We start from the raw sequence: 26,917 nt of genomic DNA on the forward strand, positions 1-26,917 counted from the left end.
ATCTATCGGATTTTTGCACAGCAACATTTCGTCACACAAAAAGAGTATATTTATTCCAGATGCCCCGGGGGTGTAACACGGGTATCGAGCTGTCGCTCAATCGACCAGATGCGACTCGCCGTGGGGCCACGGCCGAAAAGAGAACAAAAAATATGCGGGAACAGAAATGAATACTTTCGAACAACTTACCGCAGTAAGCGCTGACTCCGACCGGCGGCGCGGCAGACCGCATTATCGAGCGTCAAGAAATCGACGGCCGCGCGCTAGCGAGCTCATGGATGACTCTTCGAGTCACTCGCAATTTACCGTCGCAATTGCCGGCAATACGCGCAAGGTGAAGTCCCATGTCGTCGCCACACCGACTGACGGACTGCAAATGTGGCGCCCGGAGAAGACGCCTGCGGCGACAAGACGGTCGAGCTTATACGACGGAAACCTGTCAGCCGCATTGTCCAATCGCTCACGCTTTGAGTTGACCGGACATGCAGTCGCTTGCTGCGACGGCGACAGGCAATTTTCTTCCTAAGTATCGCTGCAGTCACCTTGCTTGAGCTTTTGGCGAGAGCCATAAATTCGAATGCAATGCCCGCACGGTGGGCGGAACAACATCGTGCTTACTGACCGCGAGGTTGCGGAGCATGCGTCATGTACCAACCCATCGGCCATCCGCCGGCACCTTCGTATTGCTATCGCTGACCCGTTCTTTCCTGGTTTTTAACATCCGACAAAGCGAGCTATGAATTTCAGCAACATGAAACTCGGCGTCAAACTTATCGGCGCCTTCGTGCTTATTTCCATAATCAGCGCCATCGTGAGTGGGATGGGCGTGCGCAATATGGCGCTGATAAGTGAAAACGCAGACAGGACCTACAGACAGGACCTCATCGGGCTTAACCAGATCCAGCAGGCGAACGGTGACGTGCTCAGAGTCGGCACGTATTTGCGTAACGCAATCCTGGCGTCAACGGCCGAGGCACGGAATGCCGAAATCGAAAAGGCCGAGAAAGGCCTAGCCTCAGCACGCGAGCACCTGACGCAGGCTGAACCGCTTGTGTACAGCGAAAAAGGCAAGGCGATTTTTTCGGACCTCGACAAGAGCTGGCAAGATTTCGTCCAGGCATTCAACGAGATGAAAGCGCAGATCAAGGCTGCGGGACCGCAAGAAAAAGATAGCCTGACTCATTACCTGTTAAATGATTACCACGACAAGGGATACAAGACCCTGGTCCTGATGAGTGACCTCGTCAAGGTTAAACAGGCGGACGCACAGATGACCGCCGACGACAATGACCAGGTGTATGACCAGGGTCGTGATGTGATGCTTATTCTTGTAGCGGTTTCTGTCGTTACCGGCGTTGGCATCGGTATCTGGCTAACGCGTGCTGTCACGCGTCAACTGGGAACTGAGCCAGGAACGGCTGCAGCATTGGCGCAAAGCGTAGCCGCAGGTGACCTTACCGTGCAGATCGACCTCCGATCAGGCGATACGTCCAGCCTCATGGCATCGATGAAGGCTATGAGAGACTCCCTGACGCGTGTCGTTTCGGATGTGCGCGAAAACGCTGAAGGTGTAGCGACAGCGAGCGGGGAAATCGCGCAAGGCAATCTGGATCTGTCGAGCCGTACAGAGGAGCAGGCTGCGTCACTGGAAGAGACGGCATCCAGCATGGAAGAACTCACGGCTACAGTGCGCCACAACACGGACAACGCAAAGCAGGCTGCCACCCTCGCGGGCACGGCATCGAACGTCGCGCAACGCGGCGGCGAGATTGTGGGTCGCGTGGTCGAAACGATGCGTGATATTTCCGATAGCTCGGCCAAAATGTCCGAAATTATCGGCGTGATCGAGGGTATCGCCTTCCAGACCAACATCCTCGCACTGAACGCAGCAGTTGAAGCTGCTCGCGCAGGCGAACAGGGGCGCGGATTCGCCGTTGTAGCCGGCGAGGTCCGCACGCTTGCACAGCGCAGCGCCACGGCAGCCAAGGAAATCAAGGAGCTGATTTCCGACTCCGTTAGCCGGGTGGACGCGGGCTCGACTCTCGTTGAGGAGGCGGGGAGCGCGATCAACGAGGTCGTGACGTCTGTCAAGCGTGTGACGGACATCGTGGGTGAAATTTCCTCAGCTTCACACGAGCAAAGCACTGGCATCGAACAGGTGAACCAGGCGGTCAGTCAGATGGATCAGGTGACACAGCAAAACGCTGCGCTGGTGGAAGAAGCATCGGCCGCAGCGCAATCAATGGCGGAACAGGCCCAGCGCCTGCGCACATCGGTGGCATTCTTCAAGGTCGAAGAAGGCGTACGGACTACACCGCGCCCGGCGACTCTTCCAAAAGAGCAGCCGAAGGCGGCAACCCGCAGCGCTGGTGCACGCTCCGCCGTCACATCGAGTCGTGCCGGTGCGCGGAGCGCAGCTGCCGTTACTGACGATGACGCTGCGCAATGGCAGACATTCTGATGAAGCGGACGCGGTACGGCCGGTGCGCACACAGTTTGCTACGACGAAGCTGCGATGTCCCCGAAATAACTGACTCATCCATGTTTGATTGCAGCGCAAGACAAGAACGATCAGTAGCCGACCGGGGTGTCCCAACTTCACCCTGGTCGGCATAGCTGATGAGCCAGAATCCGCCGTCGTGAGCACACGTCAGTTGCGTGCCTTCGATAGCAGAGCCGGCAAACGGTAGTCATGGACGGAGACCCGCGGTCCGCTTCAATAGCGGGCCGTGGATGCTGCACGAGTCGCGATCACAGCGAAGTGCAGCGCGTTAAGGGCCGTCTCGCCAGTTCCTGAACCAGGCAAACCAGGTTTGTAGCCCGGACCGTTGAGAGGTGCCGGATAACGAACGGTTCAGGAACGGTGAGGTTCGATTAACGGTTTTCGTTCATGGTCAGAAAAACTATGTCACACGCTCCTGTTAACGTCTCGAACGCAGTCGTGAAGTCGTTGGAATCGGCGAAGATAGAACACGTGTTTCTCGTTCCGGGGAAGCTTGTCTACCCTCTGCTCGACGCTATTGATGAATCACCTTCTATACGCGCGATCGTTGCCGCCCACGAGACCGGCAGCGCATTCATGGCGGACGGTTATGCGCGGGCCAGCAGGAAGTTCGGCGTCTGTCTGGCCATTTCCGGTCCCGGCACGATGAACTTCGTGCCGGGCATGGCAGCCGCGCAAGCAGATGGGATCCCCGTGCTTTATGTTGTCGGAGGCGTCTCGTCACGAGCGGAGGGTAAAGGCGCATTTCAGGACGCCACTCCCGGTGGTATCTTCGAAAGCACTGTGGTCACAGGCTTGGTCGATGATGTCATCGAACTCAAAAACAAGGACAACCTCCTGGCTGAAATGCGTCGCGCAACAACTGGATTGAACTGGATGCGCCGGGCCCGCTCCTTCCTCAGCATTCCCGTCGATATTCAGCAGGAGGCTCTGCCTGGGCACGAGATTGTCCGCAAACCCTACGAGCACGCTGAGTTTAACTCCCGGGAAGTTCCTGCAGACCGTGTTGCACTCGATGCGTTGTGCGAGCGGTATCTGCTTAAACCCATTAGAGTCGCTTTTCTGATTGGGAGTCGGGGGAACGACCGGGAAACCGCAAGTGCCATTCTGGCGGTCGCCGAACAGTTCCGGATCCCCGTCGCCACAACCCTTTCGGGGAAAGGCGCCTTTCCCGAGAAGCATCCGCTCTCGCTCGGCGTCTACGGATTCGCGAGCCACTCGCGCGCTGCGCGAGCAATCAACTCCGACGAGCTTGACGCACTCATCGTCTTCGGCTGCGACCTCAACCAGCGCGACAGCATGAACTGGAGCAAACGGCTGACAACAGGCAAGGAGATCGTCGTCATTGACGACAGTTTCGAACCGCCAGTAACCGGGCACATCGAGCTGGCAAGCATTTTCTCTGGGATTCGCGCCTCTTTTCGGTGGCTGGCCAGCAAGCAGCCCGAGCCGACGAGTGCTTTCCTTATGGCCCTGCACGAAAGAAGGGCGTGGCTGGAGGACATCACGAAAACCCCACTGTACGACCACCAGTTCGAACAGTTCCCTGCCCCAATCTCGGGTGAAGAGCCATTGCTTAACCCGGGCGACGCGGTGAAGCATCTATGCCGACTACTGCCGTCGGACACCAACGTTGTCGTCGACTCGGGCGCTCACCGTATATTCATGGCGCACTACTGGCTCTCGTCCGGGCTAGGGAACTACTTTTCATCGAATTCCCTTGCTCCGATGGGTTGGGCGATAGCCGCCGGGATTGGTGTCAAGCTTGCCGCCCCCGAACAAGCGTGTATCGTGGTTACCGGCGACGGATGCATGATGATGCACGGGACGGAGATTCAGACAGCCGCGCGATACGGGATAAAGGTTATCTTTGTCGTCTTGAACAATGCCGCTCACGGCGCGATCCATATCGACGCAATCAGCAACGGCGCCATTTCAGAGCGATTTACCAAACTCCCGACGCATGACTGGACGGCCTTCGCACGGTCACTTGGCGTGGCAGCTTGCAAGGTCGAACGCATTGATGATTTTGAGCGAGCGCTCAACGATGCATCACAACAGGACGGCCCGTTCCTGATCGAAGTCATGACGGGGGTCTTCCCTGCCCCCAATCGGTACTATGTGGAGGCGGCGGCATGCGTGTGATACGTGGCGTAGCACTTTGCGTAACGAGCTTTGTGCACACGGAATCGACTTCTCGAGTCAGAAGCCGCGGCAAGTAGACGGAAGCCCGGGTGACGGCGGCCCGGCGCCGCCATTTACTCGGTCGCCGCGCGTCGGTCCCCACCCGCCTTGCCACCGGTCGGGGATTGCAGCGGCACTGTCGATTGCCCCGTCCCGCAGTAAGATCGGCCGCTACTGGTATCGACAGTCCCAGCCGTGGATGTGAAGAAGTCAACACGCTTTTGCTCCGCCTACGGCGTGACCTTAATCGTGCGGCCAAAGCGATCGGAGTCAAGCGCTAACTCACCAACTGTCCGCCTCTGCTATCGCTAACATGCTCCCGGTCGCCAAGTTTTCTTTGTGGGCATGAAGTCCTGTAGAATCAGTCGACAAATCGAACTACAGATGCCGATGCAGCGGCAGTAGTCGGTTTCGCGGGAATCGGTGTCAAATAACTAAAAGAACAATCTATAAGAACGTGACCGAGGGTGAACAACAATGGCACTTGGACGTGTCGAACGAATTTTAATTCTGGCCAAAACATATCCATCGCCTAGCGCGCAGTACGTTGAAACATCCTGCGTCGCAGGAATTGCGGAAAGCGGTGCCATGCGGCGCCTATTTCCGGTTCCATTTCGTTTAATCGAGGACGGTCACCAATTCGCGAAATGGCAGTGGATCGACGCCCGAACTGAGAAGGCACCCAAGGATCATCGTCCCGAGAGCCACAAGATTTTCGTCGACACAGTCTCCAGCGGAGCGAAACTCGGAAGCGAGAAGGGTTGGGCGAAAAGACGCGAATGGCTGGACAAGATTCCTACCTTCAACGACTTCGAAGATATTGATGCAGCACGGCGCGAGGATGGGCTCTCACTCGCGTTGTTGCGGCCCAACGCCCTGGTCAGCCTAGAGATCAGCAAAGCGCGCAACGCCGACTGGACCGATGAAGAGCGCGAGAAGCTGCTGCAAGAACAGATGCAAGGCAACCTCTTTTCGGAGGCGGACGAGCGAAAGCATGTAAAACAACTTAGAAAGATACCGTTCGACTTCTACTATCGATACGTTTGCCAGACTGCAGACGGGACGAAGGAATACAGGCACAAGATCGTGGACTGGGAAGCCGGTGCCCTGTTTTGGAATTGCCGTAGGTCCCACGGCGAGCAATGGGAAAAGCCATTCAGGACCAAGCTGGAGGATGACTTAGGCAGCAAGGACCTGATGCTTTTGATGGGCAATCAGCATCGCTTTCAGGACCAGTGGCTGATTATCAGTTTAATCTACCCACCTAAGCAAAAGATCGCTGACGATCCGCAACGCGCGCTGTTTTAGTGCTCGACAAGATGTGCTCAACATCCGCCCCGCAGTGGGAACGCACTGCAGCTGCGACCATCATGCGATGGCAATGATTGTAATCCGCCTCATAGCAGAGCAACGCACATGCCGACGTTTCTGCCAGATTAGAAAGCTCTTCAATCGCAGTTGCCTGCGTTTTCAGATAGCTCGAAAACCCTCTCTTGTATTGACTCCAGTCACCGTCTTCTCGATAGCGGTTGCGAACTGGTTTCGGGCATCCCAGATCAACCATGTGAACATATTCGAAGCCAGACAGGTTCAGAAGATTGGTCAATGCCGTCTTCGAAAAGCCCGGTTTACGCGACAATGGAAATTCCCGGATGTCAACCACCGTCTCAATCTCGTGGTGATCGAGCAATGATACGAAATCGTTAATGTCCAGTCCTTCGTAGCCAATCGTGAATAATGTCATGCCAAGCCCTCCATTGGGTAGATTCTATCCGAGAACCGCTGGCGGCAGAACGATAGCCACCCGCGACGCTTGCCCGTAGTCCCGTCATATCGGCAGCGGGAAAAATGTGCTGGGCACCGCCGTATCAAACTCTTGAGCGAGGATCTGATCGATCCGAGCAAACTTCCGCACCCAATCCCCGCGGGAGGCACCCTCTGCAGCGCGTAGCACTTGGTAGCTTCGAGGATCGTTGGAAACAGCCATGGCATTAAGGTATTCGGACTCCGTCAGACTCCGCTGTATCTTCAAGTTTTGGATCTACAGAGATTAAGCACGCACGTTATGACAGCCGAAAGCAATCGAGAACAGTTGCAAATTGGCTCACCGCAGTGGGTCGACGGCAAAGTTCAGCGCTACCTTAACAGCGGTGACTATGACAGCAGTTTTGCTAACTGGCCGGGTGACAACTACGTCGACGTAGCGAAAAAAGCCAGTCAACGCTTGCGAACTGCGCTCGTGGAGGAGACCCTTCGGCGAGCGCATGACCGAAGCAGCCAGCTAGCCGTACCGGACGATTTGCGTGCGTGGACGCGCAACAAGTTGTCGCCCATGATCTTCGGACTCTTCCCTGCCAGCGAGCGCTCCGTCGTCCTCGACACACTTGGTGGCAGCGTTGTATTCCTCACTCCGCAGAACATTGCTTCGGTTCTCATGGAGCAACGGTGGCTGTCAACAGCCTGGAACCTGGCGAACGTTTACCTGTGCAGCGTGGATCCACCAGCTCTCGCGCAGGACGCCTGCCATATCGTGGGACTCAGCGAGGAAATGACGTGCTATGTCTCGATGTCATATTTCCAGGAAACGGACCCGTTCGCGGATTTTGTCGTCCATGAGGCGGCCCACATCTTCCATAACTGCAAGCGCGCCACCGTCGGGTTACACGCGAGTAGTCGCAGTGAGTATCTGCTCAACATTGACTACGCTAGGCGCGAGACGTTTGCCTACGCGTGTGAAGCGTACAGCCGCATCACTTCGATGGCCGTCGGCGTAAAGCAGTTGCAGGAGGCGCTCGAGCGACACGCCGATGGCTTATTACCGCCGGACGACCGTGTCTATCATGACGAGTACCTCGATATTCTTGGCGAAGCCGTACAGTGCCGCAACGGGTGGAAACGGATCTTAAGGCGGTGCACGCCAGCAAGCGGTCGCTGACCGACGCGAGCGAGAGCAAGCGGTTCCAAAGCGCGCCAGCCCGTCTCGTCGATGGCGCGAGCCGCAGACGCGTTCGCGCTTGCCTCCCATGCGATTACTCATCGCGCTCGAGAGACGTCGCCTGCAACCATGACGGTCTGCCAATACTGTACATTTATACAGTATCATATCTCAGAGAAGCCGTCATGCAAACGACGAGGAATGACCATGGACGCGCGCGTCACCCACGAGCCGCATCCGATGCCGCAGATTGCTCATGCAAGGTCGACGACTCACTGCGCGACCGGCGATTCGGCGAGGGTTGTAGCGGCTATTGCGTTCGGCAGATGTCCGCTGCCCCAGGCACGCCGGCAGTCGACGCGAGGGCACGCGGACCAGTTGACGCGTGGCTTGCCACGATGGCATCTTCCTCAATAGCGTCAGGCAGTGTATCTCGCCCCCGCATTAGCAGCCACCCTGAGCATCACATTATATGAAGAGCGAACAGTACCGAGGCTACACTCTCTGGGGACACGCCATCCTCAGCCAGTGCGACGAAACAATGACCCGCGAACGATATGCGGGAAGCGGGACGATCACGAAGGAAGGCAAAATTGTTGAAGCATCCGGCGTGCTAAATGACTTCGATAGAGAAGACGAAGCAGAGACCGCTGGATTGCTGTGGGGACGCGCCTGGATTGACAGCCGCTAGCGTTCAGCTCGATATCGGCCGGGCTGACCGCTGGGACGGAGTCGCGAGCCCGCGACTCCGGCAGGCTGGGCTATTCCGGCGAGCCTCGAATGCATGTGAAGTGTCCCAGGTGCGTTGTCGAACCTACCGTATCCGAACGCTGCAGACACCGTAGAATACACCTCGTTCACTCGAAAATTGACGATCATGTCGCGCATCGAGAACGCCGATAGTCGAGACGTTGAGCATTGGGCAACGCTGTGGGCTGCGTCTGTCACCGAGTTCGCCGTATTCGCCCTCACGTCCGATGGTTTTATCTCTACGTGGAACCCCGGCGCAGCTGCAATCTACGGCTACACCTCCGACGCAATTATTGGAAAGCATGCGTCAATCTTGCTTCCTGATGATCCGCACGAGCGCGAGGCGTTTGAATCGGAATTCCATCGCGCTCACGAGAAAGGCAGCTCCGTGGCGGAAGGCTGGCGCAAACGCAAGGACGGCTCCGTATTCTGGGCGAGTATCGTGACGACGGCGCTGATGGACGCTAACGGCACTCTGCTCGGGTTCGCGAAGCTGGTACGCGACGAGAGCGAGAAGCAAAAAGCTCACGAAGCGGTAATCGAAAGCGAGCGACGGTTCCGATTGCTCGTGGACGGAGTATCCGACCATGCGATCTTCATGCTGTCGCCGGACGGTCTTGTGACCAACTGGAACAACGGCGCACGACGCATCAAGGGTTACACCGCACAGGAAATCATCGGATCTCACTTTTCCCGGTTCTATACGCCCGAGGACGCTGCCGCCGGCTTGCCCCAGCGCGCGCTCGAGATCGCGGCCCGTGATGGACGTTTCGAATCAGAAGGGTGGCGCGTACGTCGCGACGGAACCCGCTTCGTCGCTCACGTCGTCGTTGATGCCATCCGCGATAACTCCGGCACTCTGCTCGGATTTGCAAAAATCACGCAAGACGTCACTGAAAAGCGAGAAGCCGACAAGCTCCTTGAGAGGACCAGGGCGGAGCTTTTCCAGGCGCAAAAGATGGAGGCGATCGGCAAGCTTACGGGCGGTGTCGCTCACGACTTCAACAACGTGCTGCAGGTTCTGAGCGGCAACCTGGAACTGTTGCAGAGTCGATGCGGACGAGACCAGTGGACGATGGAACGGTTGGGTAACGCGATTGAGGCGGTGGAGCGAGGTGCAACGCTCGCTTCACAGTTGCTGGCGTTTGGCCGGCGCCAGGCGCTTCGGCCTGAGGCAGTCAATCTGGGAGTCATGGTCCGTGCCACCGATGACCTGCTGCGCCGAGCACTCGGAGAAACCATCGAGGTCGAAACGGTGGTGGCTGGCGGCCTCTGGAATGCATTTGTCGATGTTCACCAGCTGGAGAACGTACTTCTGAATCTGGCTATAAACGCGCGCGATGCCATGCCCGAGGGCGGCAAACTGACACTAGAGCTCGCCAACGCGATGCTTGATGACAGCTATGTGCGCTCGCTCTCGGACGTGCCGGCCGGCCAATATGTAATGCTCGCCGTGACCGACAGCGGAACTGGGATGTCGACCGATGTGCTCGAGAAGGCGTTTGACCCATTCTTCACAACGAAGCCCGAAGGGCAAGGCACCGGCCTGGGTCTCAGCATGGCTTATGGCTTTGTTAAACAGAGCGGAGGTCATATCCGGATCTACAGTGAACTTGGGCATGGCACCACAGTGCGGATTTATCTCCCGCGAACGGCCAGCGAAGCGCGCGAGATGGTGACTCGGCATAATGCCCCCGCCGCGGGAGGTAGCGAAACGGTGCTCATCGTAGAGGACGACACGAGGGTGCAAAAGACGGTAATCGCCATGCTCACTGACCTCGGCTACAACGTGCTGAAAGCCGACAACCCTGACCAGGCCATCGCAGTGCTCAGTAGCGGCGTACACGTTGACCTTCTCTTCACAGACGTCGTCATGCCGGGAACGCTGAAGAGTACCGAAATGGCGCGAAGTGCCGTTCAGATACAGCCACATCTGCGCGTCCTGTTTACCTCGGGTTACACGCAGAACGCGATTGTTCATGGTGGCCGCCTGGACCCAAGCGTTGAACTACTCAGTAAGCCGTACAGCCGCAAAGAACTTGCATATAAGGTCCGACTGGTCTTGGGCCATGAGGAACAGCCTCTGGGAGTTGCGGCGGACGTTAATTCGGCAAACACCTCGGGCATAGCCGAGTCTGTCTCTCATCGAGTTCTCGTCGTAGATGACGACGGGCCAACACGGGATGCGGTGAGCGAGCTGCTGCGAATGCTGGGACACCGGCCAACAGTCGCCGCCACTGCGCAGGCCGCAATAGCCGCAGTTGCCGATGCCCCGTTTAGCACGCTCCTTGCCGACGTGAACCTCCCCGACATGTCAGGCATCGAACTGGCACGTCGGGTTGCGTTGCTGCGCAAAGACATCTCCGTGATTTTCGCGTCCGGAGACTCCATCCCAGACGGCGAAGCCAGCGACTTCCATTGGCAAGCTCTTCGAAAGCCCTATACGCTTGACCAGTTACAACTGGCGCTGCGCAAGGCGCATGAGAATGACGCATAGCGCCACGACACCGGTTCATGGCGTGTCGTCAATAGGCCTATCGCCGCTTGCACCATCTTTGGGACAACCTCGGTGCGAAATCTTTCCGGAGCCCAGAGAGACCGAAAAAAATGCGCGACTGTCGCAGTCGCGCATTTGGGAGTGGTGCCGTTTGCCCTACCCGATGAGGATACGGCCCCCGTCAGCCGTCTTCACGATCACCGCCTTTTTCACCAGCGGCTCTTGCTCCGCTACTGCCTCGAACTGCTTCGTAAGGAGCCCGGCAGCGAAAGCATGCTCCAGCGGGATTCCCGGGATGTCCGTAGTTGCCTGCATCTGCATGAAGCCAGTGACCAGAGCGGATATGGTTTTCCAATCGTGCGGTGTCGCCACACGCCGCGGCGCGCATCGATATTTTTCGTCCCGCATTGGTTCCCCATCGATGTCCAAGGTGAGAAACGCCATATCCCAAAGGTTCTTGCCCTTTTCGATCTTCAGAGCGATCGGAACACGTTGGTAACGTCGCCACATGTCGATCGCCGCCCACAGTTCAGGGTCTGTCATTTCCGCCAGCCAGTAGAACTGCACACCCCCCATTTGGAGGCGCATCGACATCAGCAAGCCGTCTTCAAGCTCGACGCGGCCGAAACCGAAATTTCCGGCCCCCGTCTGTTGCGAGACGCATCGAAATTCACTCTGCCGCAGCGGGAACGTTAGAACAGGAATGTCACCGGGCAGACCGGCTGCCTGTTTGAAAGTCGCCTCGAAAGATTTGAGTTCTTCCAGTCGACCGAGCGCGACAGGGACCATACCAGCGGGGATGCGATTCATGCCTTTCATGATTATTTCCAGTTAATTTAGTTTGGCGCGGTTGGCGCACCACGATTACGTAGACTGCACAGGCAAACCAATCCGAAGCTCATGTCCAGATTAATTTCCCGTGCAAACGTGTATAGCTCAGCAGCAAAGCATGTTCTGATATGAACTCTATAGAATGGTCGAATTACCTTTAAATACGGTTCAATCTCACAGACACAGGCTATCCTCTGACGACGACAGCCGGCAAGGCTTGTCGTGCGGGCTTGACGCGACCTTTCCTGCGAGCCGCGGCCTGCTATTCATTTCGTGAAACTGATCAGATCAGAAACGGCAACGAATACCACTCTGCAGAGAGCGACAGACGATTTTTACCATCGTGGAAAGACAGAAGTCCACTGAAATCTTTACGATTTTCGATAATAAATTTGTCTTTTTAAAATCTACCGTTATTCAATGGCGGATTTCATAGCGACTAAAATCTCGTTCAGATGCAGGGAGATTTTCGAGCGCCTTGAAAACTGCCTGCAGTGCAGGGAGTTTTGTTCCGTGGAGATTGCTGCGCGACATGTGAATTTGGTGACTTGCTCGGTCACGCAATGGTCCTAATGCTTGCGAAAGGTCTCTCGGCTACACGACCTACCGTGCGACTCGCTGCACGAAAGCGATGCCAGCGACCCGCTATGTGTCTGCCGATATGGAGCGAGAGCGAGCGGTGGCCGAATCGCCCAGCTGTTGAGCGCGCTACAATCGCCCGACTGCGGCCGGCACCATCGGAGACTGCAGCCACTGGCGCCCAAGGTGAGCATGGGAACAAGTCGAACTGAGACGGCAGACGTCGAAGCGTTGGAGCATCGCGTGCGCGAGGTCACACGCGGCCTAGTCACGTTTGACGGATGCATGCTCGCCGGCAAGACGCAACTGATGCGCGAGATCGCCCGTCGCCTCGGTATCCAGGGGCTTGACCTTGATGACTTCGTCACGCGCCAACAGGGCGTGTTCGTAGAAGCCGTACGACTCCAAGAGCTGACAGCCGCAATCGAGCAAGTGCGTGCGAAGTTCGGTGTCGTCCTGCTATCCGGCATTTGCATACTCGAAGTGTTGGAGCTGATTGGGCGCGAGTCCAATCTGACCGTCTACGTTCAAGCGAACAACCGGGATGGCACGCCCGATGACATCGACCTCATTGGAGCCGAAACTGGTCGACGCCCAGAGTTAATCGAGTTTTTTGGCGACCTCGACGACGAATGTTTCTCGTATCACGCACGGTATCGCCCGCGCAATGGCGCCGACGTTCTGTTCATCCGCTCCCTGGAACAAGAGCAAACGGCGAGCATGACGCCGGCGCACGAGCGCTAACCATGGAAAGCCCATGGCTACGGACTCGGTAGATGCCACATCACAAAGGAGGCCCCCATGGCGCCGCCGATAATCGACCTGTCCGACCCGGAAGCCGTCAAACGGGAATTACTCGACGAGGATGCCCACGTCCGGGCCGAGTTCGCCGAGCATCTGGATGTCGAGCTCACGGAGCTAGCCGACGTGCTGGCGGTCTGTTTCCGGCTCATACCCGCGCTCAACGCGGCCGCCAATCGAGCTGAGACCATGCAAACCGCACTCGTCACCGCGTTTGCCTATGGAGTACTCGACGATATCGTCACTTCGACAAAACTGCTGTTCGCGGGAAAGTTGCCTGCAGCGGGAAACTTGATGCGACAAGCGGTCGAAGGAATCGCCATGTCAATCCTGTGCTCGGCCGATGCGCCGCTCATCATCAAGAAGAACAGGAATCAACCACCTGTCACGGCGCGCTATTGGGAGAAAGTCGACGATGACGATCACCGCACGCAAGGGCACAAAGCAATCGAACAGCTTGAATGGAACGCCGCCTCGCTTCGAGTAAACGGCGGCGCCATCGCGAACATGCGCACTGCCATGAAGCATTACAACGCGTTCAGCCATTGCGGAAAGTTGACGATTGCAAGCCGGGTCGCACTCGAGCAGGTTGGTACGGCTTATGTTGGCGGACATTTCGACCCCGCCAAACTGGACGCATATCGCGGCGAGATGAACCAGCGGATTGGTCTGTGCCTGGTGCTCCCTCCGTTCCTGGAGCGCCTGCTTGCAACAATGGAGCCGCGACCCGCGGCGCGACCGGCGCCAGCGCGGCCCCAATAGCGATTCTGCGGCGGACCTGGCGATCAACATGTAGGGTTAATCACCAAGTGTGTTTTCGGGGCGCGGCCCAGATATAGTCGAAAGATTTCCACGCGCCAGACTGCTCCAGCCAACTGAGAACACCCAGAGCGAAGCATGCTGATCCGATGCCGCCGCCTGAGAAGGCAATACCGGAGAGAGGCCCATCACAAACATCGGCCCGTGCACGACGCTGTGCCAGATATTCCGCCTCAATGTTATAGCCTCATTGCGCTCCCGACCTTTCGTCGAGAATCTTAGCGCAGCGGCGCTAACACTTAAATGCTGCTTTCATTCCAAATACCGAACCCATATGTGCGCAAGCACACGTAAACCGCTTTGAATTGATGCATCTGGTTTCTACGATTTCAGATGTGCCGGCCTTACTCAGGCAAAAAATCGAAATCTAAATCTGAACGCCGCGCACCTCTGATCATAACGTCCCAGCAATCCTTAGCCGTCAAGCTGACATCACGTCGTGTCGAGAAATACAGTGCTCGCGCTTTTCTCAAAAAGAAGCGCCGCATGGCGTTGTCCGTTTTATGAGGTGCCAAACCTGAAACGGCCCGTTGTATGTCGATACTGTTGAAGGAGACTTCATCATGGCTCAATACGTTCCGCTGCCCGGAAGCCAGAAAAACGTGTTACCGAACTCGCGACTCGCAGGACCCGCCGATCCGTCGACCCTGGCAAGCGTCACCGTGCGAATTCGATCGGTTAGCGACCCCGCCACGCTCGTTCAAAAGGCGTATGAACTTGCGAAAACTCCGCTTGCGGATCGCAAATACCTGACGCACGAAGAACTGGCCGAGCAGCACGGTGCAAGCAAAGAAGATCTCGACATGATCGAGCACTTCGCTCAACAACATGACCTCAAGGTAGCCCATCGAAGTGCAGGCGAGCGCGCGGTTGTGTTGCAAGGCAGATTAGGTGATCTGCTCGGAGCCTTTCATGCAGATGTGCAGATGTACCACCACGCTGCAGGCACATACCGCGGAAGGCGAGGCGAGATTTCGCTGCCACAGGAATTAAGCAAGATCGTCACGGGCGTATTCGGCTTCGACACACGTCCAAAGCATCGAGAACCACATCGCCAGAAAAGCGCGGCGCAGAATGGGCCGGGCAACGGTAACGGCGTGGCTGCAACGGTGTTCGCAAAGCGCTACAACTTCCCGCCACAACTGGACGGTACCGGACAAACCATTGGGATCATCGAACTCGGCGGAGGTTATCGGAGAAGCGATCTCAACGCGTTCTTCAAGGAGATCGGCGTGCCAACGCCGCAGGTGTCATCCGTTTCAATTGACCACGCCGGTAATCATCCGTCTACGCCGGACTCTGACGATGGTGAGGTAATGCTCGACATCGAAGTTGCAGGTGCGGTGGCGCCCAAAGCCAAATACGTCGTGTACTTTGCGCCTAACGTCGGCGACCAGGGTTTTCTGGATGCAATCAGCGCGGCAATCCACGACTCTGAAAGAAAACCTGACGTGATATCTATCAGTTGGGGCAGCCCGGAAGTTTCGACGGATCAGCAAGGCCTGAATGCCTATCATGAACTATTCGCAGCTGCGGCTTCCTTGGGCATTACGGTATGCGCCGCATCGGGCGACCACGGCACAGCAAATCTGGACGCGGGACATTGGGACGGCAAGATTCATGTCAACCACCCTGCGTGTGACGATTTGGTGCTGGGTTGCGGTGGCACGCAGATCACGGGCGGCAAGGACATCGTATGGAACGACGACACGCCGTTCGACGTCAACGTGCAAGGAGGAGGCGGCTGGGCAACCGGAGGCGGAGTCAGCGCGGCCTTTCCAGTGCCGGCCTATCAAAAGAATGCCGGGATTGATCCCGTGTCGATCGACTCTGGGACGGCGGGCCGCGGTGTTCCGGACATTGCGATGAGTGCGACGAACTACTTTACGCGTGTCGATACCTCAGAAGGACCGTCGGGCGGGACGAGCGCCGTCGCGCCGTTGATGGCTGCCCTTGTCGCTCAGATTAACCAGGGCAAAGGTAAGAACGTGGGCTTCCTGAATCCGTTCCTGTACGCGAACGCGTCAAAGGGCATCTTTAATGACGTAACGTCTGGAACCAATGCCATCAAGAACACAATCAAGGGGTACCAAGCGGCCAATGGCTGGGACGCATGTACAGGACTCGGCACCCCGGACGGCACGGCGATCCTGAATCACTTGGCGTAACGCGGGCGTCTTGAGGAAGAGCCGTTGGCAGGTGTGGGCCGGAGCGAGGTGCGGCAAACGAGGGCCGCCGCGCTTGGTGCCCGCCGACAACAGACGTGCCAGCCTTGGGCAGGTCCGATTAGAGAGCGGAGATGAACGATAAACAGTCCCCACCACCGAGCGCCGACTATGTTCCAGGTTCCTCTTCTGTCTATGGCCTCGCTCGCGACGTGTCTGTTTGCCAGCGGCTACTTTCGTTTGCCGCACAGCATGGCATTGAGATTCAGGAAAAGCATCTCAGCGCCGTGGGCCGTGCAGTAGATGCGCGGTCGAGAAACGTCTGGATCGCCGTTGATATCGCGTCCTTTTACGAGGCCTATGCCGCGATTTCAAAAGCGGTTTCACCGCCGGTGACGAGAGAGACGCTCAGCCGTCGAGCGCCGACAATGGCGCAGAGATCGATGTGGCGTTATGGCGGTATTGCAGCCTTCATTGCCGTGCTGGTAATTGCGCTGTCATGTCTGATGTTGATCTTCAACCAGTTTACGGCAGATATCGACAAGCAGGTCGAATCAAACGATAAACTCGCCCTGTCGATCCACGACGAAACGCAAGCGTTCATTTTGCAAGTTTGGGACTCGCGCGAGAGCTTGAATGACAAGGAGCACGCGAGCGATCACCTCGTCAATTCTCAAATGGCGCGGGAACTGAAGGAGAATATCCAGAAATTTGCCATCAGCATGCGCCAGCTATATTCGGATATCGACGGCCTTAACCGTGTTATGAATTTTCTCGGTTACTTGAGGTTTGATAAAAAGACAGAGATCTGGCAACGCGACGAGTACATGGGCAATTGCTACACCAAGGATGTCGGCATGGCGGAACCCGTTACCAATCAGGATACAAATTTTTGGATGTGCTCACCAGACGGGTTGAGAGCCAACCTGGAGATCAAGTTGCCCCTGCTGCACGTCGGCACCACTGAGGTGCCGGACGATCCACCAATGCCCCGTCCACGGCCCGCGCCAAGGCCGCCCCTGGATCAGGTGCAAGAAGGGTTTCAGAAAATAGCCGTGTATCAGGACATCCGCGAAATTGCGTTGAAGCTGAAGGCAGACGCTAACAACTTCGGTGGATCGGTCGTCGGGTTCGTCCTTCCCGTGCTGTACGCTGCACTCGGTGCTTGTGCTGCTGTTTTGCGGCGAATCTGGTCGGAAACGGGAACGAGCACATATCACCTACGCAAATCCCCGATTGTGAACCTGGCGCAAATCGCGACGGCGGTCATTATCGGCATCACGATTGGACTCTTCACCAGCTTTCTAGAGGGAAGCAAGTCGCTCCCGCCACTGGCGTTGGCATTTGTTGCGGGCTATGGCGTCGACAAGTTCTTCGAATTCATCGAGCGCGTCGTGGGCGCGATCCTGCCGTCAGAGAAACCATCCTCGTCGCCCGAACCCGAGTTGAGCAAAGGCAAGTGAGCGCGAAGCGAGCGGGCTTAGCGGCCGCTCCGGCAATGAAAGGCGAGAAAGGGACATGCGATCGCGCTGGTGACCAAGCTGACGAGGGTCCGGCTTGAACTTACGACCCGACGAAGGAGAGGCAAACTGACTGCAAGGCGTCCAATAGCGCACTCCAATCTACTACTCGGTTAAGCGCGCTCGGAGGCATCGATGTGCTGAAGGCGTGTGCACCGGAGGACAACCGATCTATTTTCGGGTCGGTACTTCGAGATATTCCCTCATAAAACGGGAGAAGTTACATGGCGATTATCGCAGGTAAGCAGCCAAAAGCTGCAGCCACCGAAATTCCGAGACGGATCATCATCAAGCTTGCGGCGGAGCATTCCGCCGGTGCTCAGCCGGCCGAACTCAGGAGCTTTGCAGCTAATCGGCTGAAGCAGGTCGTTCCGAAAGGCCGCTTCGAGGTACTCGGCGAGAATGAGTCGCTCTCCGCTAAGGCACAGGCCGTTCTCGGACGCTACGTGGCTATCTCACTACCTGCAGGGGCGAAAGCCGATAAGATCGTGCGTCAGCTTACCGCGCGGAACGAGGTCGAAATTGCGTATCTCGAAGGTGGCCCCACACCACCGCCTGTCAACCCAGCGGACGACCCTCGCTCGGCAAACCAAGGATATCTTGATGCGGCACCTGGGGGTATTGACGCCCGCTGGACATGGAATACCGCCGACGGCACGGGGGTTGGTTTTGTTGATATGGAGCAAGGCTGGACACTTAATCATGAGGATCTGGTGGGCGCAGCCATCACTATCATTTCAGGCCTCAATCAGGCGTATCCTGGACATGGCACAGCCGTACTCGGGGAAATTACCTCTGTAGACAACCAGATCGGTGATGTGGGAATTGCGCCGAGATGCAGCGCACGCGTCGTTTCCCAGTGGCGGACTGCGACAAGCTATGACACTGCCGCTGCAATCTTGTCCGCCACCGACGTGATGTCCCCAGGTGACGTTCTCCTGCTCGAAGCCCAGACGTCCCAGAACGGCCTCAGCTATCTGCCCGTAGAAGTCGAGGCGGCGGTTTTCGACGCGATCAATCATGCAACCAGTCAAGGTATCGTCGTGGTCGAGGCCGCCGGAAACGGCTCACACGATCTCGACACATTCACCGACAACGCCGGCAACTACGTGTTGAATCGTTCGAGTGGGAACTACAAGGATTCTGGTGCAATCATGGTCGGGGCCGCAAGTTCGGCCGCACCACATGCACGTCTCAACTTCTCGAATTTTGGGAGCAGGATTGACTGCTTCGGGTGGGGCGAGAACATTGACACGACGGGCGAAGGCTGGCAGGGAACCAGCACGACCGCCTATACCGCATCATTCGGAGGCACTTCGGGAGCTTCGCCGATCGTTGCAGGGGCAGCGTTACTGCTGCAATCGTGGCGTCGCAAAGTTCGAAACAGCACCTATGATCCGAGCAGCGTCCGGGATCTGCTCAGCAATCCGGAGGCAAACACACAGAGCGCCATGCCGGCGACCGACCGGATTGGTGTCATGCCCAATCTTCGCGCGATTATCGAAGCCCAGATCGCGGCGGACACATGGCACGATCTCGGCGACCGTTACGTAAGCTTCGTCCAAATTCTCCTTGGGATTATCAACGATAGCCCTGGTTGGATCTGGGTTCCTGGGAAGGGGCCTGTCCCGGTCGATCCGGGTTGGGGTTCCAAGGTGGAAAGAATCTCAACCGACAAACGGGATTTACTTGCCGCTCTTGCAGCCAATGAAATTGCAGAACGCGTTACCGACCTAGGCGTCAAGCGCCTGCTTCTCGACGCTTCCGCGGCTGCGATGAAGAAAGCGGTTCAAAAAATTGCGGAAGGCAATTAAACGCTTGCCGACGCTCGCGATCATGAACATAGCGTTGGAGCGGATTCATGCAGCGGCCCGTCGGGTGACTACGACAGCGTAAGTTCAACACTTGACGGCACACATTACGTCCGGAGGATTTCATGGCTGACATTGCTCACGTCTTTGTTCTGGTAATGGAAAATCGGTCCTTCGACCACCTCTTCGGCCTGTCAGGGATCGACGGTGTTAAAGCGCCCGACGACTCGTGGGGTTTCTCTGACGGCGCCGCCGACAGGCTGACAGATGATCCTCCACACGAATTTGACGACGTGCAAAAGCAACTGTCCGGCGCGCCGCCCATGAGTGGATTTCGAACGGGAGCATCAGCCGATATTGCGATGCGAGGATTTCGGCCGCCCGCGCTTCCCGTCGTCTCCCAGCTCGCGCAGCACTTCGTTCTCTTTGATAATTGGTTCTCGTCCGTGCCGGGGCCAACATGGCCGAACAGATTCTTTGTCCATGCAGCCTCTTCTGGTGGGCTCGACAACAGTCCCAGCGCTATCACAAGCATCGAGTCGGATACAATCGACAGCCTTGGGTTTTCCTTCGACAACGGTACGATTTTCGAGCACCTAACCGCCCAAGGCAAAAAATGGCGCGTCTACCACGCTGATGCTTTTCCGCAGGTACTCGCCATTAAGGGCCTCGTTGGGGGCTTCTTCCACCACGACACCTTCCGGAGCATCGAACCGGGCGCCGCGAATGATGTTTTCAAGCGAGACCTGGCTTCGGGGTACAACGTCGACTACACCTTCATTGAGCCAGATTACGGACTGCTCAGCGGCGATTTCGCTACTGGGAATTCCCAGCACCCTGTCGGCTCGATGGCCGCAGGCGAGCAGTTCATCAAATACGTCTACGAAACGATCAGAAATTCGCCCATTTGGCAAAACAGCATCCTCTTGATCGCATGGGACGAACATGGCGGGTTCTTCGACCATAAGCTGCCACCGACGGCCGAGCCCCCAGGTGATAGCGACACCAATGGCCGGAGAGCAAAGTATCCACGACAGTTTGCTTTCAATAAACTCGGGGTGCGCGTTCCTGCCTTGCTGATTTCCCCATGGGTTCCTGGGGGACAGTTGGGAAGTAAGCTGTTTCCATCTCCCGGCTCTTCGGACGGTGTTGCATTCGACCATGCATCGATCGTCCGGTCGGTTCGTGAAACCTTTGGAATCGCCGCCCCACTGACGCAGCGAGATGCGTCTTCTCCGTCGTGGGTGAGCGCACTCCTCAACCAACGAAGAGCCGATGGAAGCGACGGACCGCGTACGCTCGACGCCCCGCCCGCACCAGCCGCCGCAAGCGCACGCATTGCTACCACCAGCGTCACCGCAAACCATATTGGAGGATTCGCAATTATCGCGCACGCGCTGGACTTACAGATGGCAAAAGACAACTCGAGCTCTGCCGCGATTCACGACACAACCCTTTTTGCACATCGCCTGCGCCCGGCAGTGGGTTCATCTCCGACGAACAACGCAGGTGCATCCGGCGCAGGAAGCTCTGCGGCGAACACGGTATCGCCAAGAGCGCTCGCAGATTACGTAAGCTACATCGCCCGCCAGACCAAAGGCCACAAACGGCGCTAACCTCCTCGTCTACACCTCCCACGCAGCGCAAGTCAGCCGTGTGGGCGACCGCGCACGTCGCCGTGCGTTGTGGTACCGCATTTGCGGACCAGGAGCCGAAGTCCAAACCGCCCGGCAATGTCGGCATCGTTGGGCAATTTCGTAGCGCAACACTTTCGCAAGTAAGCTTCAATTGATATCTCGCCGATGCTGCACGCGAGAAAAAATGACGGGCGAAGACTTCGCTCCTGCACTAGCAGGGCAGTTCTAACGCTTCGCTACGAGCGTGGTCAAAAAAATGCGCGACTGACCGGGTCGCCGCGCATTTGAGAATTGTAACGTTCGGCCCTTTTAAACGTCGATGTGTCGTTGATGAGGGGCCTTAATGACCATGGGCATCTTTATCAGAGGTTCCTTGCCGGCTACGCCCTCAAACTGCTGCGTCAGCAGCGCACTTGCGAAGACATGCTCCAGCGGTATGCCGGGAATGTCTGACGTTGCCTGAATCTGCATGAGACCGCCGGTCAACGCCGCCATGCACTTCCAGTCATGCGGCGTGACCACGCGCTGCGGAGCGCAGCGATGCTTCTCCGCAGTCAGCGGCGTGGGCAACGGCACATCCAGGAACAAGAACGAAATGTCCCACGCCTTTCCGCTTTGGATCTTCAAGCCGATCGGAATTCGCTGTTCCTGCCGCCACATGTCGATAGCAGCCCACAGCTCGGGATCTGTCATTTGCGCGATCCAGTAGAACTGCAACGTTTCCAGCTGCAACCTCATCGTCAGTAGCATGCCATCTCCCGTCTCGACGTGCCCAAATCCGAAGTGATACCCACGATAATTCCGCGAGAGACATTGCGCTTCGCTCAGTCTCAACGGGAAGGTCAGAACGGGAATATTTCCGGGGAGTCCGCGCGCCAGTTCCGGACGTTCGTCGAACGACTGAAGCTCTTCAAGCCGACCGAGGGGTACAGGACCTGCGCTCACGCGGATTCTATCCATGCCTTCCATAATATTTTCCATCCGAATAGTTCCTCGACACGAATATCGTGACTCGAGTGTGTTGATTAATGCACTGCCTATCGGTACCGCATTATGCGGTTCGATAGAAATGCAATCATGTATAGAGCAAAAACACCCCGATGACGACGGGCCGGAAAGCATTGTCCGGTAGGCTTCTGCGGCCGAATCAGCGTTGCCCGTTGGCGAATTTATAGCATTCAGACAGAATCAAAGTCCATTATGAAATCGACTATTTTCTAAAATACTTTAATGTTTTTAAAATCGCCAACTATTCACGAGGAGATTTTAGAGTGCCTAGTTTTTGCGCAAGGTCGTCGATCGACCGAATTGCGTTCCGGGCTTTCGCGTTTCGCGGCGGACAAACGCCAACGTACCCTGTCCCGGCCCGGCAAAGCTACGCCGACGGGCGGGTGACCGGTGCACTCCTGGCGCGGGTGTATCGACTCGCCGTCGGCCGCGGACGCCTCTCCCGCTTTGAGATGAGGCACGCACCGACGCGGCCTTCTGGAGTAGCGATATGCGTTGCGCTCAGTCGCGGAAGACGCGCCCTTACCCGCGCCGCGACCGCGGCGGCAATCTCGATAGCTACTCCCGAGCGGATGCCCTCACCATGCGAGCAATTGACGCAACCGCGAGATCACCCAGTTGAGTTCTGCCGTCGAGACCCAATCCTTGCGCGCGACCGCTAACCGGATGCACTGCAGTGTCTCTTCATGAGAGCTCGGACGTCCGCGACCGTGCTTCACCGCCACAATGACGAGTTGAGATGCCAGGTCTTCGCACAGGAGCCAGCGCTCCCGTCGGGAAACGCCTTCATGGTCAGCAAAATACTTACCAGCGCGACGAATCACGCAGAGCTTCGGTTGCGCGCCAGGAACGACGGCCGAGATGCCGAACGGGAAATCGTCAGGGACGTCGTTCGTCTCCATGATCTCTGCCTATATGGCCTGGGCGGACCAATCGCTCCAAGCTCGAACCGCGTCCAGTCGGAAAGCCCTGTCACCGCCGCCGAACTCGAGCGATGTCAACGGCCTTCCCGACCGTCACTGGCTCCGCCCAGACTCCGGGTAGCGCCGCCGCGGAGACTGCGATGTCGACCTCAAGCGGATAGTGCCTGAGCAGCGTCAAGGCAAGGGTTCGCACGAGGTCACCTGAGTATGGGCCGCGGCCGTCGGAGAGAATCGTCAAAAGATCCCGGGCTCCGACAACGGCGCGGGTTCGTTCGTGAGGGGTTGTCACTTCGCCCTCGCCGCTGCCAAGGTGTTTGTCACGTCTTGATATTGTGCAACGTCGTTGAGCACGCACCATCGCTCCCACACAAACTGCGCGTCGGGATCACTCCCGCTAGGACCGAGGAGTTCGTATACCCGACCAGACTGCGTCGTCCCGCGCAATTGCTTAAGATCAACTTCAAGAATGGCAGAACTGACACGTCCCGTTCGGTCGTTGGCGTTCAATCCGACGAAGTGCCGGGTTCCGTTTGGAAGAGTTTCAAAGACACGCCATTTGAGCAAACCGACGATCGGCTCGCTGCAAACGGGTGGTAGGGCCCAGATTGGCATGACTGCCTCGCTACGGAACCGGTCCCGCACATATCCTCGCGCTTATAGCGGAGAAATGCATTATGGCCGGTGACGAATAGTAGGGCGAGAAGCGGGAGTAATTTGACTTTTGTCTCGGCCGTTTACGCGTGCTGAACAGCACGCATTGAACTATAGGCTGGTACGGGAAAAGCGCAAGTGAAACTTCACTTCACATCGTAGCTTTGTGACGTTACTCGCCCGACCTTGACTGCCTCGTTGAGCATCGATGAGTCGAGATATAGCTGAATGTCGTCGAAGTGGCAGACCGCAGCACACTGAAAAAACAGAGCGGAAGCGAAGCTACCGTCCTCCGCCTGAGCCCTCAATGAGGCCGGTGCTATGGGGACACCGATATGCTCAAGACGCCTACTCAAAGTAGGCCAGTCGATCGACGGTCGCAACGCTAGCTCGGCACTCAAAACAGCCGTGGCGCGGGCGTCCCAAGAGGATTCTTGGCGAAGCGCTTGTACCCAGGTGTAAGGGCAGTCCGTCCCCGCAGCGACGAGAGCTTGAAGAAAAAACGTAAACTTGAAGGTGCCCCTCTGCACCTTCCCTTGGACCGACCGTGCCGACTCGGTTATGCCTATTCCAGAGAGCTTAGTTGCCAGCCGAGCGTAGCTAACATCCTGGCGAGCCAGCAACACGTGGGCGGCCCGCGAAACCACCTTCGCCCACGCAGTGTCCACGTCCTGCACCTGATTTGTTTGCATTTTCGTTGGTATATGCTAACGTTTACAGTGTGCTAAACAGCACGCGGACCTTTCGATAGAAAGAAAAATACAATCCGAGAGGCGTTTTTCGCTCGCCGCACATGCTACGACAAAGCCCTGTAAGGCCCTTACAGCATAAGTGCGGCTCGGAGAATGGCCGCCATGAGTTCCATCTTGTACCTCGGCATCGAGGGCGTCCTGTTCCGCGACTATGTGCATCACCACTCCTTGCAACAAGCGCCACGGGCGCCATTGTGCGTTGAACCGCTCCCGCTGCTCGAACCGCTTGTGACGATCGTCGCTCGTCACGATGAGCTACAAATTGTCCTGAACAGTTGGCTCGTTGTCGACTACGGATTCCGTAAGATTGTGCACATGCTTCCAGGCCGGTTAGCGATGAAGACAGTCGGTGCAACGATGCCGGGCAATCGCATCCATCGGCGCGCAATAGCATACCCAACAAGAGCAGAAATGCTACGTGTAGACGTGAAGAAGCGCGCTCCGTCGCAGTTAACCATTGTAGACGCTTCACGCAGCGCGATTCCTCCCGAGCACAACGACCGTGCGATCTGGGTCGAGAGGCCTGATGTCAGTTTTATGCCTAGATTTTCAGCATCGTTATCGCGATTACTAGAAACAGACGATGTCATTAGCTAGCACTCCTTTATATCCGGAAATCTCAAAATGAAGAAACATATACTTTTCATCTGACCTCGCGTGAGGCTTAAACCTATAATATTAATTAGGCAATAACGCAAGTAGACGATGTGAAACCAAAAAATTGAGCTTCGGCTCGTCAACTTATTGGCGAAATTAAACGCTGGCTATTTGAAAGTTGGGGCTCTAAGCTGTGGACACGTGCGAAGACGAAATGGAGATAGACATGTAGCAATGAACACTCGGATGATTTGACTCGAGAGTTCCATGGCCTGCCGACCGCCGATATCCCTTAGAAAAAAGAAAGGGGGTCGATAAGCCCGAGCGAACCCGAACCTACCGGCCCCCGGTGGCTCTTGTGAGAGACCACGGTCTGCAACCTGATTCTCCCACGAGCGCAATCTGGCGTCAAAAGGGTTCGTGCGTCCTTAACGAACGCGGGAGCCATCACAATGCGCTCGATTTCCCCTTGTCCGCGCGGGTCGTGCATTCGCTCGGCCGCGCCACGGCCCTGTCGCCAGAATCTACGACGGTTCCGCAGGCTTTTTATGCTCACGCTTCAAACTCCGCCCTGCTCGTCGCGTTTTCATCCGACGCATCCCGCCTTGTGTGCAAAGAACAAGGTCACCTCACAGGACACTCGAGTCGCAAAGCGACGTCACCAATGTCGCCGGAAAGTGCGCATTTTCTTGCGCTCTACCGTAACTGCTTTCGCTGAATGCCACCACGAATTGTTTCGTTCAGCGAGAGCAATCCACTCGAGGTATACAAAATGAAATCGTCGAAGAAACAGCGGTTGCAAAGAGAATGGTCCGAACTGGTTGATTATTTGTGGGCGCGCAACGTTCTCAGTTTGTTAACTCAGGCCTCAGTTCCGTATCCTCAAGCATGGGAGGTATTCCGACAGGGCATTCTCCGAATTCCGAGTTGGGAGACTTATCTTGCGCGCAGGAAACTGCTTGAGCACCACTCCCGACTCGTGGCCAAGCAGCAGCCCATACGAATGCGAGAAGACCTGTTCGCGACCGACGGAGTCGTGCAGACGGCACCATACACATCTAGACAAGCTGATGAACGAGACCGTGCTCCGTACTACATACGTCCGTCGTTTCCGACCGGAAGTCCTGCACGACCGGTCTCCTGGGCTACGCACATGATGCTTCTACATCGCGCCGCGACGTTCCGACGGCTGTAACGCGTACTCCATCGCGTCACGGTCACTCCTGACGATCGCTTCAGGTGAGCTATTCATCAGACTGGCTCGCCTGAAGCTCTTTGGCTGTGTGCGCTGCAAACACAGTTTCGAGCATTCAGGTTCCCGCATTCCCACGGAGAAGATCATGGCCAGATTTCGATATGCAATGACGCCGGCAAAGCTCAAGCGCTTCATACGAGAGGGGCGCGGAAAAGGGACGGGCGCAACGTATCTCCCTTGGCTCAAAGTATCCGACGTTCCATCCAGGGGGCGATCCCATCGCGTCTCGTGTCAGAAGACTGGCGGTCGCACGATGCAATTTCTTTCTGACCACGAGTACGTCGCATTCTTGGAGGAGTGGTACGACGAGTCCGTCCATGACATATGGGAGCAGAACCTGCTGGACCTGTTTAAAACCCTAACCATCGCTAACCAGATAGGCGTCAAGCATCCCGTCGACCCGCATACCAGAATGCTTCTACCCCAGACGACCGATCTCGTGATAACCCGTCACGAGCCCGGCGGAAATATTCTGGTTGCCAAAGCGGTCAAAGATCGCAAACAGATGCCCGACAAGCGCACTCAGGAAAAGCTTGAGATTGAGCGGACTTACTGGCATCAACGTGGTGTCCAGTGGTACCTCGTCGTCAATGACGGGATGAATAGCTCACGTGCGTTAAACCCATCTCGTTATACAGAAGTGTCGTACCCGTTGCGCAGGATCTGGATGGTGATCACCGCATCCATGACACGCTGCAT

The 26,917-nt window shown here is 56.8% G+C and carries 20 protein-coding genes; 14 read left to right on the top strand and 6 right to left on the bottom strand.

Annotation, left to right across the window (positions count from 1 at the left end; translation table 11 throughout):
• Positions 1 to 736: 736 nt before the first annotated feature.
• The 3 genes from J8I87_RS12285 (at position 737) to J8I87_RS12295 (ending at position 5,995) form a co-directional block, all read left to right on the top strand.
• The gene (locus J8I87_RS12285; RefSeq protein ID WP_209931725.1) at positions 737 to 2,461 is read left to right on the top strand and encodes a methyl-accepting chemotaxis protein; all 1,725 of its coding nucleotides are present in this window, start codon (positions 737 to 739) and stop codon (positions 2,459 to 2,461) included.
• Positions 2,462 to 2,941: 480 nt separating this feature from the next.
• On the top strand, positions 2,942 to 4,648 hold the full coding sequence (locus tag J8I87_RS12290) for a thiamine pyrophosphate-binding protein (RefSeq protein WP_409518748.1): 1,707 nt from the start codon (positions 2,942 to 2,944) through the stop codon (positions 4,646 to 4,648).
• Positions 4,649 to 5,164: 516 nt separating this feature from the next.
• Positions 5,165 to 5,995: a hypothetical protein gene (locus J8I87_RS12295; RefSeq protein ID WP_209931726.1), complete on the top strand. Its 831-nt coding sequence runs from the start codon at positions 5,165 to 5,167 to the stop codon at positions 5,993 to 5,995.
• Here J8I87_RS12295 and J8I87_RS12300 read toward each other — a convergent pair.
• Complete coding sequence (locus J8I87_RS12300; protein WP_209931727.1) at positions 5,952 to 6,431, bottom strand: DUF488 family protein; 480 nt, start codon at positions 6,429 to 6,431, stop codon at positions 5,952 to 5,954. The genes J8I87_RS12295 and J8I87_RS12300 overlap by 44 nt on opposite strands.
• Before the next feature lie 321 nt (positions 6,432 to 6,752).
• Between J8I87_RS12300 and J8I87_RS12305 the strand changes: the two genes are divergently transcribed.
• The 3 genes from J8I87_RS12305 to J8I87_RS12315 all read left to right on the top strand — a co-directional run bounded on the left by J8I87_RS12305 (position 6,753) and on the right by J8I87_RS12315 (position 10,869).
• On the top strand, positions 6,753 to 7,622 hold the full coding sequence (locus J8I87_RS12305) for a hypothetical protein (RefSeq protein WP_209931728.1): 870 nt from the start codon (positions 6,753 to 6,755) through the stop codon (positions 7,620 to 7,622).
• 472 nt (positions 7,623 to 8,094) lie between these two features.
• A complete protein-coding gene (locus J8I87_RS12310; RefSeq protein WP_209931729.1) occupies positions 8,095 to 8,313 on the top strand; it encodes a hypothetical protein in 219 nt (72 codons plus the stop codon).
• Between the two features lie 186 nt (positions 8,314 to 8,499).
• The gene (locus J8I87_RS12315; protein WP_209931730.1) at positions 8,500 to 10,869 is read left to right on the top strand and encodes a PAS domain S-box protein; all 2,370 of its coding nucleotides are present in this window, start codon (positions 8,500 to 8,502) and stop codon (positions 10,867 to 10,869) included.
• A 156-nt stretch (positions 10,870 to 11,025) separates the two neighbouring features.
• On the opposite strand, the gene J8I87_RS12320 is transcribed toward J8I87_RS12315, so the two are convergent.
• Complete coding sequence (locus J8I87_RS12320) at positions 11,026 to 11,688, bottom strand: hypothetical protein (protein ID WP_209931731.1); 663 nt, start codon at positions 11,686 to 11,688, stop codon at positions 11,026 to 11,028.
• 834 nt (positions 11,689 to 12,522) lie between these two features.
• On the opposite strand from J8I87_RS12320, the gene J8I87_RS12325 reads away from it, so the two are divergent.
• From J8I87_RS12325 to J8I87_RS12350, 6 genes are all read left to right on the top strand, one after another.
• Positions 12,523 to 13,023 carry a hypothetical protein gene (locus J8I87_RS12325; RefSeq protein ID WP_209931732.1) on the top strand — a complete coding sequence of 167 codons (501 nt, stop codon included), beginning with the start codon at positions 12,523 to 12,525 and terminating at the stop codon, positions 13,021 to 13,023.
• 57 nt (positions 13,024 to 13,080) lie between these two features.
• Positions 13,081 to 13,842 (top strand): hypothetical protein, encoded by a 762-nt coding sequence (locus tag J8I87_RS12330; protein WP_209931733.1) that lies wholly within the window; start codon positions 13,081 to 13,083, stop codon positions 13,840 to 13,842.
• Positions 13,843 to 14,462: 620 nt separating this feature from the next.
• A complete protein-coding gene (locus J8I87_RS12335) occupies positions 14,463 to 16,067 on the top strand; it encodes a protease pro-enzyme activation domain-containing protein (RefSeq protein ID WP_209931734.1) in 1,605 nt (534 codons plus the stop codon).
• Positions 16,068 to 16,198: 131 nt separating this feature from the next.
• Positions 16,199 to 17,527, top strand: a complete 1,329-nt coding sequence (locus tag J8I87_RS12340; RefSeq protein ID WP_209931735.1) for a hypothetical protein — start codon at positions 16,199 to 16,201, stop codon at positions 17,525 to 17,527.
• Positions 17,528 to 17,808: 281 nt separating this feature from the next.
• Positions 17,809 to 19,398: a S8 family peptidase gene (locus tag J8I87_RS12345; RefSeq protein WP_209931736.1), complete on the top strand. Its 1,590-nt coding sequence runs from the start codon at positions 17,809 to 17,811 to the stop codon at positions 19,396 to 19,398.
• A gap of 122 nt (positions 19,399 to 19,520) precedes the next feature.
• Positions 19,521 to 21,011 (top strand): alkaline phosphatase family protein, encoded by a 1,491-nt coding sequence (locus tag J8I87_RS12350; RefSeq protein ID WP_209931737.1) that lies wholly within the window; start codon positions 19,521 to 19,523, stop codon positions 21,009 to 21,011.
• Positions 21,012 to 21,341: 330 nt separating this feature from the next.
• Here J8I87_RS12350 and J8I87_RS12355 read toward each other — a convergent pair whose 3' ends face one another.
• From J8I87_RS12355 to J8I87_RS44670, 4 genes are all read right to left on the bottom strand, one after another.
• A complete protein-coding gene (locus J8I87_RS12355; protein ID WP_245253872.1) occupies positions 21,342 to 22,013 on the bottom strand; it encodes a hypothetical protein in 672 nt (223 codons plus the stop codon).
• Between the two features lie 605 nt (positions 22,014 to 22,618).
• A complete protein-coding gene (locus tag J8I87_RS12360; protein ID WP_209931738.1) occupies positions 22,619 to 22,942 on the bottom strand; it encodes a hypothetical protein in 324 nt (107 codons plus the stop codon).
• A gap of 70 nt (positions 22,943 to 23,012) precedes the next feature.
• Complete coding sequence (locus J8I87_RS45975) at positions 23,013 to 23,321, bottom strand: BPSL0761 family protein (protein ID WP_313064403.1); 309 nt, start codon at positions 23,319 to 23,321, stop codon at positions 23,013 to 23,015.
• 439 nt (positions 23,322 to 23,760) lie between these two features.
• Positions 23,761 to 24,306 (bottom strand): DUF6471 domain-containing protein, encoded by a 546-nt coding sequence (locus tag J8I87_RS44670; RefSeq protein WP_245253873.1) that lies wholly within the window; start codon positions 24,304 to 24,306, stop codon positions 23,761 to 23,763.
• Between the two features lie 162 nt (positions 24,307 to 24,468).
• Here J8I87_RS44670 and J8I87_RS12365 point away from each other — a divergent pair, with 162 nt between their 5' ends.
• Together J8I87_RS12365 and J8I87_RS12370 are read left to right on the top strand one after the other, a co-directional pair.
• Positions 24,469 to 24,963: a hypothetical protein gene (locus tag J8I87_RS12365; RefSeq protein ID WP_245253874.1), complete on the top strand. Its 495-nt coding sequence runs from the start codon at positions 24,469 to 24,471 to the stop codon at positions 24,961 to 24,963.
• Between the two features lie 1,508 nt (positions 24,964 to 26,471).
• Positions 26,472 to 26,917, top strand: a 446-nt coding sequence (locus J8I87_RS12370) for a TnsA endonuclease N-terminal domain-containing protein (RefSeq protein ID WP_209931740.1), incomplete at its 3' end; no start/stop codon positions are given.

This window comes from Paraburkholderia sp. LEh10, assembly GCF_017814945.1.
GTDB lineage: Bacteria > Pseudomonadota > Gammaproteobacteria > Burkholderiales > Burkholderiaceae > Paraburkholderia.